General features: G+C 59.1%; 12 protein-coding genes. 7 read left to right on the forward strand and 5 right to left on the reverse strand.

Going from position 1 to position 13212, the window contains the following annotated elements:
- From ACTJGZ_RS13590 to ACTJGZ_RS13600, 3 genes are all read right to left on the reverse strand, one after another.
- Window positions 1–1746: CHASE2 domain-containing protein (locus tag ACTJGZ_RS13590; protein ID WP_441663449.1), on the reverse strand; the 1746-nt coding region annotated here is incomplete at its 3' end.
- Window positions 1747–1857: 111 nt separating this feature from the next.
- Window positions 1858–3018 (reverse strand): FecR domain-containing protein, encoded by a 1161-nt coding sequence (locus tag ACTJGZ_RS13595; RefSeq protein WP_441663450.1) that lies wholly within the window; start codon window positions 3016–3018, stop codon window positions 1858–1860.
- Between the two features lie 10 nt (window positions 3019–3028).
- Window positions 3029–3730, reverse strand: coding sequence for a response regulator transcription factor (locus ACTJGZ_RS13600; RefSeq protein ID WP_441663451.1), 702 nt, complete (start codon window positions 3728–3730; stop codon window positions 3029–3031).
- A 576-nt stretch (window positions 3731–4306) separates the two neighbouring features.
- On the opposite strand from ACTJGZ_RS13600, the gene guaB reads away from it, so the two are divergent.
- The 3 genes from guaB (at window position 4307) to ACTJGZ_RS13615 (ending at window position 9050) form a co-directional block, all read left to right on the forward strand.
- Window positions 4307–5767 carry an IMP dehydrogenase gene (guaB, locus tag ACTJGZ_RS13605; protein WP_441663452.1) on the forward strand — a complete coding sequence of 487 codons (1461 nt, stop codon included), beginning with the start codon at window positions 4307–4309 and terminating at the stop codon, window positions 5765–5767.
- Window positions 5768–5902: 135 nt separating this feature from the next.
- Window positions 5903–7495 (forward strand): glutamine-hydrolyzing GMP synthase, encoded by a 1593-nt coding sequence (gene guaA, locus ACTJGZ_RS13610; RefSeq protein ID WP_441663453.1) that lies wholly within the window; start codon window positions 5903–5905, stop codon window positions 7493–7495.
- Window positions 7496–7796: 301 nt separating this feature from the next.
- On the forward strand, window positions 7797–9050 hold the full coding sequence (locus ACTJGZ_RS13615) for a tyrosine-type recombinase/integrase (RefSeq protein WP_441663454.1): 1254 nt from the start codon (window positions 7797–7799) through the stop codon (window positions 9048–9050).
- 166 nt (window positions 9051–9216) lie between these two features.
- Here the strand turns inward: ACTJGZ_RS13615 and ACTJGZ_RS13620 are convergent, their stop codons facing one another.
- Window positions 9217–9576 (reverse strand): helix-turn-helix transcriptional regulator, encoded by a 360-nt coding sequence (locus ACTJGZ_RS13620; RefSeq protein ID WP_441663455.1) that lies wholly within the window; start codon window positions 9574–9576, stop codon window positions 9217–9219.
- A gap of 289 nt (window positions 9577–9865) precedes the next feature.
- On the opposite strand from ACTJGZ_RS13620, the gene ACTJGZ_RS13625 reads away from it, so the two are divergent.
- The 4 genes from ACTJGZ_RS13625 to ACTJGZ_RS13640 are packed head-to-tail and all read left to right on the forward strand — an operon-like array spanning window position 9866 to window position 12675.
- Window positions 9866–10249 carry a type II toxin-antitoxin system RelE/ParE family toxin gene (locus ACTJGZ_RS13625; RefSeq protein ID WP_441663456.1) on the forward strand — a complete coding sequence of 128 codons (384 nt, stop codon included), beginning with the start codon at window positions 9866–9868 and terminating at the stop codon, window positions 10247–10249.
- Window positions 10233–10535 carry a helix-turn-helix domain-containing protein gene (locus tag ACTJGZ_RS13630; protein ID WP_441663457.1) on the forward strand — a complete coding sequence of 101 codons (303 nt, stop codon included), beginning with the start codon at window positions 10233–10235 and terminating at the stop codon, window positions 10533–10535. Before ACTJGZ_RS13625 ends, ACTJGZ_RS13630 begins: the two co-directional genes overlap by 17 nt.
- A gap of 22 nt (window positions 10536–10557) precedes the next feature.
- Window positions 10558–11376, forward strand: a complete 819-nt coding sequence (locus ACTJGZ_RS13635) for a TIGR02391 family protein (protein ID WP_441663458.1) — start codon at window positions 10558–10560, stop codon at window positions 11374–11376.
- Between the two features lie 15 nt (window positions 11377–11391).
- Window positions 11392–12675 (forward strand): hypothetical protein, encoded by a 1284-nt coding sequence (locus ACTJGZ_RS13640; protein ID WP_441663459.1) that lies wholly within the window; start codon window positions 11392–11394, stop codon window positions 12673–12675.
- A 32-nt stretch (window positions 12676–12707) separates the two neighbouring features.
- On the opposite strand, the gene ACTJGZ_RS13645 is transcribed toward ACTJGZ_RS13640, so the two are convergent.
- Window positions 12708–13212: SAVED domain-containing protein (locus ACTJGZ_RS13645; protein WP_441663460.1), on the reverse strand; the 505-nt coding region annotated here is incomplete at its 5' end.

Consider the following 13212-nt stretch of genomic DNA (forward strand, 5'->3'; position numbering starts at 1 on the left):
GGTCTGCTGTTCTGCCGCGCCTGGCGATTCCTGCTCGCGCAATTCAATCTGGGCCAGGATGGAGTTCTGCGGCGCGCGCATATCATGAGACAGAAAGTTCAGGCTTTGCTCCCGGCGCCGCTCAATCAGGCGAATCGCGGAAATATCAGTCATGGTGATGATGATGCCGGCGGTTTCCCGCTCCGGGGTTTGCAGCCAGGCGTGTTGCAGCAGCCAGTCCGTGCCGGCGCTGTCCTGGCTCTCCAGCGTGTGATCAGGCGTTTGCGCCGCCGTCGCGGCGGTGTCGCTGAGGCTGGTGTCATATCCGGCCAGCCAGTTTTCCAGGCGTTCGGCGGGCAGCCGCGGAAAGGCGGTTTGCAGCAGCGGCAGCAGCGCCATCCCCAGGGATAGAGCAGGTTGCTGCGCGGCCAGCTGCTTCCAGTAGCGTGTCGCAGCGCGATTGAAATAACGCAGGGTTCCGTCAGGATTGCAGACCCAGGTCGGGTCCGGGGTGGATTCCAGGCTGTTTGAAATAAAGGCCCGCAGATTGCGCACCCGCTCCAGCGCCAGTCTCAATTCATTGATCCGGGTATCCAGAATATGCTGCCGGTGGCGCCGCTGGTGTTGCGGGATTTCAGGGAAATTCTGGTCTTCCAGGCGCAAGGTAGCCAAGGTGGCATCCAGGCTGCGCAAGGCCAGCTCCTGGCTGCGCCAGCTCCAGAGCGGGTAGCTGATGGCGAGCACCAGCAGCGCGGCGCCGGGCGGCACCCAGATCTGGCCAAAGCGCAGCAGCAGCCAGCTGCCCAGCAGGGCGGCTGCCAGCGCCAGGCCCACGGCATATAGCCCGTGCCGGGGTGAAAGACGCCGCAGCGCGATATACAGCAGCAGCAAGGGAAGCAGCCCGGCCAGGAAAATGGCCCAAACTGGCCAGGCCCGGATTTCCAGCCCCATCTGGCGTGACTGGATGATATTGGCCAGTATTTCCATCCCGGCCATGTCCATGCCGGTACGCGACATGGGGGTCGCGAAATTATCGCCCAGGCCGGTGGCCCAGGCGCCGACGATGACCAGTTTGTCGTGCCAGAAGGCGGGGTCGATTCTGCCTTGCAGGACATCGGCATAGGGCAGCATGACATATTGGCCTGCCGGGCCGGCATAGCGCAGCAGCGCGGATTGGCCTGGCACGGCTGGCCGCTGGACTGGCAGTCCGGCAACCGACAGCACGACATCCGCAAGATGGTGCGCCCGGTTCTGGCTCAGGGGTGTGAAGCGCCGCGCCACGCCATCCGTATCGGGCTGCATATTGATGTAGCCGATACCTGCGGCGGCATCAGCCAGCTTTTGCGTGGGCGGCTGGAGATGGCCGGAGGCGACGTCCAGTATGCCTGGCAGAACGACTTGCCCATGACGGCGTATTGCCGCTGCCAGTTGCGCATCTTCCAGGCCGTTGTAGCGATCGGCTTCGTTGAAAATAATATCGAAGGCGATGGCGCGCGCCCCGGGAATCTGATCCAGCAATTGCGCGTGAGTGGTTCGCGGCCAGGGCCAATTGCCCAGCTTTTCCAGGCTGCCGTCATCAATGGCTATCAGCACGATTTCCGGCGAGGCCTCATGCTCAATCGTGCGCAACAGATTATCGTAGATCAGATAATCAAAACGCCCCAGGCCATTGAACAGGCTCAGGCCGGCCAGCAGCAGGCTGAGAAACAGCGCCAGCCCCCATCCGGGCAAGGCAGGGCGTGCAAGGCGGGGGGCACGGTCGGGCATGGCGCGCAGTCCGGGTCGGGGCAGGCAAATAGCCGCCAGGGCGGTCAGTCTGTCTGCTCAGGGCAGGCGGCGTCGGATGCCGCGGGGGGGGGGGCAAAGCCAGTCAGGAAATTAATGAAATACCTGCAACATGACCACCTCGCCAGTGCCTGACTGCACGGGCAAGCCGTCGGTGCTTAACAGGGCATTATTGAAGCCTGTCAGTGCCAGCGCCTGGCTGGCGGGGCTGCGCAAGCCCTGGGCGTCAATGGCGATGATACTGGCAAAAAACGTTGGCTCGTTCAGGCGGGCATGCAGTGGCGGCGCTTGCAGCGGCTGGCGCTCGATAATCTTGCTGCCTTGCGCGTCGTGGCTGTATTGCACCATATAGGACACCGCGCCAGGAACTGGCGCAAAATTCACCGTCCATTGCCCGCCATCGGATTGGCTATCCAGAATGACGGGGGCGGCAGGCAGGGCGACAATCGCTTGCGAGCTGCCATCGGCAGTGACGCGCGTGCCGTGCCCGGCGGCGATGCGGCGGTTGGCGGCGGCGTCTGCCAGGGACGGGCCCGACGCCAACTGAACCTGGCCATCGAGCACTTCATTGACCGTGCCGCCTTCATCAACACGTACCCGGAAGCGGGTGCCGCGCACACCGGTAATCGTCACAGGGGTGCGCACCTCGAAACGGCCAACGCCTTCGTGCTGCGGGGACACTTCCGTGTCGAGATCACCTTGCTTGAGGTCGATCACGGAGTCGATCAGGCCGGTACCGGCAAACTGCTGCATTTGCTCGACATTGATTTCGCTGGCGGCGGGAAGCGCGACAAAACCGCCATCGGGCAGCCGGATGGCGGCGGCGCCATCCGCAGGGGTCGTCAGGCGCTGTCCAGCCGTCAGGGCTTGGCCGCTGGTCGCCGGTTCGCCGTTGACCAGGACATTGCCCTGGATATATTCCAGGACGGCGGCGGCAGGCACGCGGGGGATCCAGGCAAGAGGAATCCGCAATTGCTTGCCAATCGGCAGCCGGAACTGATCGGCAACGTGATTGAATTCCGCGATGGCTTTCCAGCGGTTGCTGTCCAGCAGATAGACGTTTGCCAGATTGCCCAGCGTGTCATCCTTGCGCACGTAATACAGGAAGTCGTCTTTATCCGTGCCTGCCGGCTGGGCCTGGCCCATCATCGGCAGGATGGCACAGCTCACCAGGATGGCTCCCTTGGCCATGATGTGACGTAGAGAGACAGCGCCAGCGGGCGCCAGTCGGCAAGACAGCAAGGAATGGGTCATGGTGGGGACTTCAGAACTCGGTAATGATTTCCAGGCGGTAGCCCAGAGCATAGGAAGACGTCAGGCGCACACCATTCTCAGGCCGCAACTGGAGCTTTTGGCGGATATTCGACAAGTGTGTATCCAGCGTCCGGGAGGTCGGCGGAATTTCTCGATTCCAGATGGCGTCGGCCAGCGTGGCGCGCGACAGCAGCTGATCCGAATGGCGGAAGAACAGCAGCGCCAATTCATATTCCTTGGGCGTCAGCACTGCGGGCGTGCCATCCAGGGAAATCGTGCGGCTGCCGGTATCTATCGTATAGCGCCCATAAGTCAGCACGCCTTGTTCCGGTTCTTCGGGATAGGCGCGCCGCAATAATGCATGGATGCGGGCCAGCAACTCGACCTTGCCCCAAGGCTTGGTAATGTAATCGTCGGCACCGGCTTGCAGGCCGCGAGCGAGATCCTGTTCATCGGTCCGGCTCGTCACGAAAATAACGGGCAGCATGGCGCCATGGCGGTTGCGGATCTTTTTCAGAACCTCTTCGCCATCCATGTTGGGAAGATTCCAATCCAGGATCAGCAGATCGAAACTCTGGCTGCGTACCGCGGCCAACATGCTGGCGCCGTCGCGAAACAGCGTACAGCGAAAGCCTGCCTGGAGGAGTGTTTGCTGTATCTGGGCACCCTGGGCAATATCGTCCTCGAGCACCGCGATATGTGGTTCGCGCATGGTATCTGTTGTCTTTCCTGCTGGGATGAGGGTAATGCGTATGGGCTTGTCAAACCGCCCATCCGCAGCTCATATTGACGCGGATGAAGCAAAGGCAAAAGCCATGATGAATACGGTACGGGTACGCGTAGTCCGCCGCAATCATGTAGGCGGAATAAAACGAGTGCGCAACCTTTGATCTCTATTATCCAATATTTTCGATTGTTTAGCTCTATCTGAGCGCTTTTGCATCATATTGGTGAGATCCACTTACCGGGCGGTTAGTCGGTTTTATTGGAAAAAGGTTCCACCTGCTGCATGCGGCGGGGCTGCCGGGAGGCGCTGGCCGCGGCTGGCCGCCAGCGCCTGACAGATATGGCAAACGGCGCGCCAGGGGGCTTGGGCCAAGCAGGGCGCGGTGATACGCAACGTAATAGGCAGCAAAACGTTGTCCACGGCGAGACCGGGGCCAGGCGGCATGGCTGCTGTATGGCGGCATCATGGCTTCTTGCCGCCCCTTATTGCCCCTTAAGCAACACTGGGGCGACAGCAAGGCCACATGAGCGTATAATCTTGCTTTGCGCCCGGAGTATCCTCATGCGTTTAATTCAAAAAGCGCTCACTTTCGACGATGTGCTGCTGGTGCCGGCATATTCGGAAGTGCTGCCCAGGGACACGGCCCTGACCACCCGTCTGACCCGCAATATTTCCCTCAATATCCCCTTCGTCTCGGCGGCCATGGATACCGTGACCGAAGCGCGTCTGGCGATTGCCATGGCGCAAGAAGGCGGCATCGGGATTATCCATAAAAACCTCTCCATCGAAGAGCAGGCACGCGAAGTTTCCCGCGTGAAGCGTCACGAGTTCGGTATCGTTATCGACCCTGTGACCGTCACGCCGGACATGCGCGTGCGTGATGCCGTTGCCCTGCAAGAGCAGCATGGCATCTCCGGCCTGCCCGTGGTGCAGGGCAAGGCCCTGGTCGGTATCGTCACGAACCGCGATCTGCGCTTCGAAGACCGTCTGGATCTGCCGCTGCGCGAGATCATGACGCCCCGTGAGCGTCTGGTCACGATGAATGAAGGCGCGACGCTTGATGAAGCCCAGGCCCTGATGCACAAGCATCGTCTGGAACGCGTGCTCATCGTCAATGACGCATTCGAGCTGCGTGGCCTGGCAACGGTCAAGGATATCGTCAAGAACACAGCTCATCCTTTTGCCTGCAAAGATGCCCAAGGCCAGTTGCGCGTTGGCGCGGCGGTCGGCGTTGGCGGCGATTCCCGGGAACGCGTGGCGCGCCTGGTGGCGGCTGGTGTGGACGTCCTGATCGTTGATACCGCGCACGGCCACTCGGCTGGCGTGATCGAAGGCGTGCGCTGGGTCAAGCAGAATTTCCCGCAAGTCGATGTCATCGGTGGCAATATCGCGACCGGCGCGGCAGCGCTGGCGCTGGCGGAAGCCGGCGCAGACGGCGTCAAGGTCGGTATCGGCCCCGGCTCCATCTGCACCACGCGTATCGTGGCCGGTGTTGGTGTGCCGCAGATCACGGCCATTGCCAATGTGGCCAAGGCGCTGGAAGGCACCGGCGTGCCGCTGATCGCTGACGGCGGCGTGCGCTATTCGGGCGACGTTTCCAAGGCGCTGGCCGCTGGCGCTTCCAGCGTCATGATGGGCGGCATGTTCGCCGGGACCGAAGAATCGCCGGGCGAAGTCGTGCTGTTCCAAGGGCGTTCCTACAAGTCCTATCGCGGCATGGGCAGCCTGGGCGCCATGAGCCAAGGCTCGGCGGACCGTTACTTCCAGGATCCGGCCAACAATGTCGATAAGCTCGTGCCGGAAGGCATTGAAGGCCGCGTGCCCTACAAGGGCAGCGTCCTGGCCATCATCTACCAACTGGTAGGCGGTGTGCGGGCGTCGATGGGTTACTGCGGTTGCGCAACCATCGAAGACCTGCGGACCAAGGCCGAGTTCGTCGAGATCACGTCGGCTGGCGTGCGCGAGTCGCACGTTCACGACGTCCAGATCACCAAGGAAGCCCCGAACTACCGGGCTGACTGATAGCCATGACGGCCTCCCGAGAGGGAGGCTGTTTTTCTTTCCGGACAAGCTGTTCACAGGAATGGCCGCCCGGCGCGCTGGCGAAGCCCTGTTTCACTGGCGTCACTGACCAGACTCTTTACCCTCTCTTCATCCATGCACCAACGCATTCTGATCCTAGACTACGGTTCGCAGGTTACCCAATTGATCGCCCGCCGCGTACGCGAAGCAGGCGTGTATTGCGAAATCCATCCTGGCGATGTCAGCAACGAATTCCTGCGCGAGCAGCTAAGCCAGGGCCTCAAAGGCATCATCCTGTCCGGCAGCCACGCATCGGCGTATGGCGCGGACGCCATCAAGGCGCCTGATTCGGTCTTTGAACTGAATGTGCCGGTGCTGGGCATTTGCTACGGCATGCAGGTCATGGCGCAGCAGCTGGGCGGGCAGGTCAGCTTCTCCGACCATCGTGAATTCGGCTATGCCGAAGTCCGCGCGCAAGGCCACACCAAACTGCTCGACGGCATTGAAGACTTCCGTGACGATGCCGGCCACGGCATGCTCAAGGTCTGGATGAGCCATGGCGACAAGGTTGTATCGCTGCCTTCCGGTTTCGTCCTGATGGCATCCACGCCGTCTTGCCCCATCGCCGGCATGGCCGACGAAACCCGCGGCTTCTATGCCGTGCAATTCCACCCGGAAGTCACGCACACCGTCCAGGGCCAGGCCATGCTGACGCGCTTTGTGCGCGACATCTGCGGTTGCGGCGCCGACTGGAACATGCCCGACTATGTGGAAGAAGCGGTATCACGCATCCGTGAACAGGTCGGCAGCGACGAAGTCATCCTGGGCCTGTCTGGCGGTGTGGACTCTTCCGTGGCTGCGGCGCTGATTCACCGCGCCATTGGCGATCAGCTCACCTGCGTCTTCGTGGATCATGGCCTGCTGCGTCTGGACGAAGGCAAGCAAGTCATGGAAACCTTTGCGCGCAACATGGGCGTCAAAGTCGTTCACATCGACGCCAGCGACCGTTTCCTGGGCAAACTGGCCGGGGTCTCCGATCCTGAAGCCAAGCGCAAGATCATCGGCCGCGAATTCGTTGAAGTCTTCCAGGAAGAAGCTGGCAAGCTCACCAACGCACGTTGGCTGGCGCAAGGCACCATCTACCCGGACGTCATTGAATCGGCCGCCAGCAAAACTGGCAAAGCCGTCGCCATCAAATCGCACCACAACGTTGGCGGCTTGCCCGACACCCTGCACCTCAAACTGCTTGAGCCCTTGCGCGAACTCTTCAAGGATGAAGTCCGCAAACTGGGCGTCGCGCTGGGCCTGCCGCATGAAATGGTCTATCGCCACCCGTTCCCCGGCCCTGGCCTGGGCGTGCGCATCCTGGGCGAAGTCAAACGCGAATACGCCGACCTGCTGCGCCGCGCCGACGCCATCTTCATCGAAGAGCTGCGCAACACCATCGACAAAGAAACTGGCAAAAGCTGGTACGACCTGACCTCGCAAGCCTTCACCGTCTTCCTGCCGGTGAAATCCGTAGGCGTCATGGGCGATGGCCGCACCTACGAATACGTCGTCTCGCTGCGCGCCGTGCAAACCTCCGACTTCATGACCGCCGACTGGGCAGAACTGCCATACTCGCTGCTGAAGAAAGTCTCGGGCCGCATCATCAACGAGGTGCGCGGCATCAACCGTGTGGCCTACGACGTATCGAGCAAACCGCCAGCGACGATTGAGTGGGAGTGAATTTGCGTCCTTTTTGGACTATCGCCAACTATCGAAAAGTCACCGTAACTCATTGATTTTTATGGTGTGAATGTTGCGGTGACTATCGGTGGCTATTGTGGGCTAGCAAAATAAGCTGACGGTAGCGGTGGCGGTAAAAAATGAGGCGAAATTAAGACATTCTCGTTCACTATTAAGACTTTTACCGTCTTTGACGGTAAAAGTGTTCTCGGGAAAGCTTGTTTTATGCGGCTTTCCGAGCATCAGCAGACCTCCAGGTCCCTGACGGTAAAAGCCGTCGTAAAACTGGAGAAAAAACGCGATGCTAACCGACTCTGCGCTGCGGAATCTGAAGCCTAAGTCCAAGATTTATAAGGTTTCTGACCGAGATGGGATGTATGTGACGGTATCGACCAGCGGTACCGTCAGCTTCCGCTACGACTACCGTCTGAACGGTCGCCGTGAAACTTTGACCCTGGGACGGTACGGTCCTGGCGGTATTTCGTTGGCCATGGCGCGCGAGTTGCTATTCGAGGCGCGCAAGTCTGTTCAGGCTGGTGTATCGCCCGCGCTTGAGAAGCAGCGAGACAAACGCCGGGTAGGTGAGATCCAGACCTTTGGCGGGGCGATGGAGGCATGGTTTACCAATGCCCGGCTGGCGGACAGCACGCGCGCCATGCGCAAGCACATCATTGATCGAGACATCCTACCGGTACTTCAAAATCGACTTCTGACAGAAGTCGAGCCCGAGGATTTGCGTGCCTTGTGCAACAAGGTCAAAGATCGCGGGGCGCCGGCGACCGCCGTCCAGATTCGCGACATCGTCAAACAGGTCTATGTCTATGCCATCGCCAACGGCGAGAAGGTGGCGAACCCAGCCGACAGCGTGCGGGCGTCGTCGATCGCCACGTTCGTGCCCAAGGATCGAGCGTTATCACCGCTGGAGATCAAGTTGGCGATGCAAGAGCTGGAATCGGTGGCTACCTATCCGACCATCAGACTGGCGCTGCGTATGATTCTGTTGACGCTGGTGAGAAAAAGCGAGCTGATCCACGCGACTTGGGATGAGGTCGATTTCGAGCGTGCAACCTGGACCATTCCGAAGCAACGGATGAAAGGGCGCAACCCGCATGTGGTGTACCTGTCGAGCCAGGCGCTTGATATTTTGGTCACCTTGCATGCTTGCGCGGCAGGTTCAAAGTTCGTCTTCCCGTCTCGTTACGATGCCCAGCGGTGCATGTCCAATGCGACCCTGAACCGCATTACGCAACTGGTGGTGGCGGCGGCGAAGAGCAAGGGCTTGCCGCTGGAGCCATTTACCGTTCACGACCTGCGCCGTACCGGATCTACGCTGCTCAATGAAATCGGCTTCAATCGGGATTGGATTGAAAAGTGCCTGGCGCATGAGGACGGTCGTTCCTCGCGTTCGGTTTACAACAAGGCTGAATACGCCGAGCAAAGGCGCCACATGCTGCAAGAGTGGGGCAATTTGATTGAGGCATGGAGCGGCGGGCAGGATTATGTACCGAAGCTGGTGCCCAGAAATATTCTTGGGCCATCGCTGAGGGCCCTTTGATGGGGCATCGTCAGAGTTCTAGCTTGGTTTGAATTTTTCACGGAAAGGTCACTTTGAGTGATCATTTCTATGATTTTTCAAACCGCCGACGACTTGTCCTGGAAGGAAGGGAGGCATTTGCCTTTGATGCGCTTGTATCAGTGGCTCGCCTGACGAATTCCATCGCTCACAGCACAGGTCGGTATCGGCGCTGTCTGACGTCAGGGCCTGTGCATTGCTCGCTTTTGATGGTTCGTGAGGCCTGTTTTCGAGCTTCGACCCAGGCTTCGACTTCTGCGAGATCCCAGACTACGCAACGTGGCGTCAGTCGAAAGCGGAGGGGAAACTCGCCGCGCTGCTCCATTTCGTAAATGGTGGTTTCTGCCAGCGGCACGATCTGATGAAGTTCGCGACGGCGGATCGTTCGGCGAAACGGTAGTGGCGATGCTTTCGGAAACTGGGGAAGCTCGTCGTATTGTTCGGTGCCGGGGTGGGGCAGTGGGCTATGTAGCGCTCCTGCGGCGCTGTGTTTTTCCAAGGCAGTCATTGGTCCGACTCCATGAGTATTGCGATAAATGTCATGGTGGCTATCGGTGGTGATTGAGGCAACTTGCTGCAGCAAGGAAGGGCGTAGGACAGGTCCATCTGTAGGAGCACTGCGTCGCGCCGGCAAAGCTCTGCTGGTTATGTTTAACGACCTGGCCCAGCTAGGCATCACGGCGGGCATGGCTGGGCGCATGTGATCAACGCCGCTGACGTTTCGCGAGTGTCTTGGGTGGCCCGATGAGGGATTATTGATAAGTATGCCCGTTTCGGGTATAGTTTTAGGAGTCCAGATGACGAGCATTCTCAAGCGGAAGGACTTTGCTAGGTGGCAGGCGGGTGAGAAATTGTCCGATACCGCCTTGTGCAAGGCAGTCAAAGAGATGGAGGACGGGCTGATCGACGCGGACTTGGGCGGCTTTCTCTACAAGAAGCGGGTGGCTCGCCCAGGCGGTGGTAAAAGTGGCGGCTACCGCACGCTGGTATCGGCCAAGATCGGCAGTCGTTATGTGTTCCTACATGGGTTCCCCAAAAGCGACAAGGCGAACATCACGCAGGATGAAAAGAGGGCGCTTCAATTCGCCGGCAAGGTGTTTTTGGAATTGTCTGCTGCAGATTTGTCGAAAGCGTTGCAGTCGGGTGTTTTAGTGGAGGTGCATTGTGAGCAAAATCATTGAATCGTTGCGTGGCGACCTGGCGTCTCTGCACGAAGTGGGTGCGATCAGCAAGGTGACAATGCGCGAGTTCGATACGATTTGCCCGCCAGCGGTGCGGGAGTTCGATGCTGCCGATATCAAACGCCTGCGTGAAGCCTTGAGATTCAGCCAGCCGGTGTTCGCGCTTCACCTGCACACCACAGCCTCTACAGTGCGCAAATGGGAGCAAGGCGAGACTCGTCCGGCCGGTCCGGCCCTCAAGCTGCTTAACGTGATCGCAGACAAGGGCTTGCAGGCAATCATCTGATGCCTGACGAGGGAGACGGGCATTGGCGACGCGAATTGATCCTTTTAACTCACAGTATCTTGAGGCCGCTTGCCGTGTGCTTGCGGACACAGATAGAGGTCTGAGCGGAACGCAGATCGAGCGCTTGCTGCAAGAAATCGAGGTTGCTGACACATCGCCTGGCATCACCAAATGGAAGCGCTTGTTCAATGCGTTGGCTGGCGCACAAAATCGGCATAAGGTCGGGAATCATCTCATTATGTTCATCAACCGTGCCATGCATCCGGTGAACTACGCCCGTGATCCTGCGACGTTTGCTTGGCGACGCGATGAGCTTAATGTCGTCCTTGCCTTTTCCGGCTTCTACGTACGCGAAGATGGCAAAGTAGGATACGCTGACAAAGCCACGACCCTCGATGCCGCCCGCGCTCGTGCGGGGCGACTCAAGGCCGCACTGGAAAGTCGCGTTGTCCATGCAGAAGTGCTGAACTTCTGCCGAGCAGAGCTGCTGGATGAAAACTACTTCCATGCCGTGTTCGAGGCAACGAAAGGTGTTGCGGAGCGGATTCGCCTGCTGTCGGGCCTGAACGGCGATGGCGCCGACCTAGTGAGCAAGGCATTCGCAGGCCAGCAACCCGTTCTCACCTTGGGATCGCTCACCACCGAGACCGAAAAGAGCGAGCAGAAAGGCTTTGCCAACTTGCTAATCGGCCTCTTTGGAGCCGTGCGCAATCCGCTGGCTCATGCACCCAAGACGAATTGGCCTATGTCCGAGCAGGACGCACTGGACATCCTGACGCTGGTGTCGCTGATCCACCGCAAGCTGGATGGCGCCACGAAAGTGGCCACTGCTTCGTCATAAGGGGAAGGGCTCTGGATGGATGATGCGATCGTTGTCTTCTCTCGGAAAGGGATTTTTCAGACTACGATCGCTGCGCGCGACGTTCGCAGCCGGGAGCATGCGCGTAAGCTGTGGCCCTTGGTGTCGCCAGATTCATCGCGGCAGATGGTGACATGGGTCAGTCCCTCTTTTGAAAGCGGCAAGCTGCGTAGACGGTCCCATTTTCGCGTGCTTCCGACCAAGCACGCCTTCAATCCCAAGTCGCACTTCGACGATGAAGAAGCTGACCGCTGGCTTGCTGTGCAGGAAAGTCCAGAACACCGACGGGCGAAGGAACTTGTCGCGGCTGAGCTAGCCCGACGCTTGAAGGCAGGACTTGCGATGCCCTGGGCGTTCAAGGATATAGATGCGTCGGACTATCCGTTGGAAGGCAACTTGTTGCTCGGCGCCGACCAGGTGGTAATCGAGCATCCTCTGCAAACGCCATTTGGCAGCAAATTCCGGCTCGACGTTGCTGTGCTTGGGCCGCCGGTTCAAGCCGAACTGATGGTACTGGGTGGTGTTGAAATCGAACTCGGCCACGCCTTCGATGGACGCAAGGCGTTGATCGGGAAGTCGCTCGGATTTCCGCTGATTTCTATCGACATTACCGAAATGACGCTGGACGAACTTACGCCCGAGTGGGCACAGCGGGTACTAACCTCAACCACACGGAGCCACGAGCAAGGGCGCCGCCAAACTTATATCTATCTCCATGACCTGCTGTATCCCCTCTATGCGCAGCTACCCACATTTCTCGATGATGAACAGCGTCACCAGTTCCTTGTGTTTGCGGACGATAATAATCTAAACAAGCTGGTGCGCTGGATGAACGCGCTGGCTGAAAAGCTGGAGTACCCGAAGGGTACGGTCGCAGTTGCGCTGGTCAATGGAAAGAATGAACAGTCGCGCAAGATGCTGGAACGCGCCGGACAAGTGGTTGGCCCCGACTGGGCTGAATTCAACGACCAACGATGCTTGCGTCTGACGCTTCCGCGGCCCAAAGGTCCGGCGGATCTCCGGGCTCACCGTTTTCATATGACGATGGCACGCGTTCTGCTGTCACACACGGATGCGCTTGTTGGCTACAAGTATTGCAATGGCGTGGACAACAACCACCCTGAAGAAGACGTTTGGGTCGCACATCGCTGGATCGCTGACCTGAAGACACATACCCAGCACCGTGTACTACCGAAACGGTTGGCCGAGCCTATCAACAGGCTGATCGCGGTGGTTTCGGACTTGCATCAAAGCCGCGCAACCCACTTGTCGAGTGAGTAACGCTGCGAAACTCTTGACGCTACCCCGCCGAGTCAAATGGGCAGTGACAGAGAAGGCTTGTAGCTGCCTCCATTCGCCCCTTCGAAGTCGTATTCGTAAAGCGTGCTCTTGCCCAAGCCCGGCTGTCTCTGGCCCAGGAAAAATGTGAAAGCATTCGGTGCAGCAATAAACAGGTGCAATGGAGGGCGACTGGCAACGCGAACCTGATTAATCTTCAGCGCCAAGGTTTCTGCAAGATCAAATGCATGCTGACCGCACACAATAGAGCGTGCGCCAGCGCCGCAGGTCGGGCGTGCAATCAGCAATGAGCCCACTTCTGGTGATGAGGCTGCAAGATGTGACTTCACTGCCTGAACTACATCATGGGTCAGACACACCGCCACAGCCATGTCTTTCCCATCACCTTCCAACGTTTCCAGTTCGAACAACCAGGCTGGCCACGACGGGTCACGCGGCAAGTCGCTGGAATGCCAAACATTGCGGTGTACGGTTCTCTGCTCGATCTCTACGCTTCGACCCGACTTGATGTTCAGCACT

Source organism: Kerstersia sp. (genome assembly GCF_052103615.1).
Lineage (GTDB): Bacteria > Pseudomonadota > Gammaproteobacteria > Burkholderiales > Burkholderiaceae_B > Kerstersia.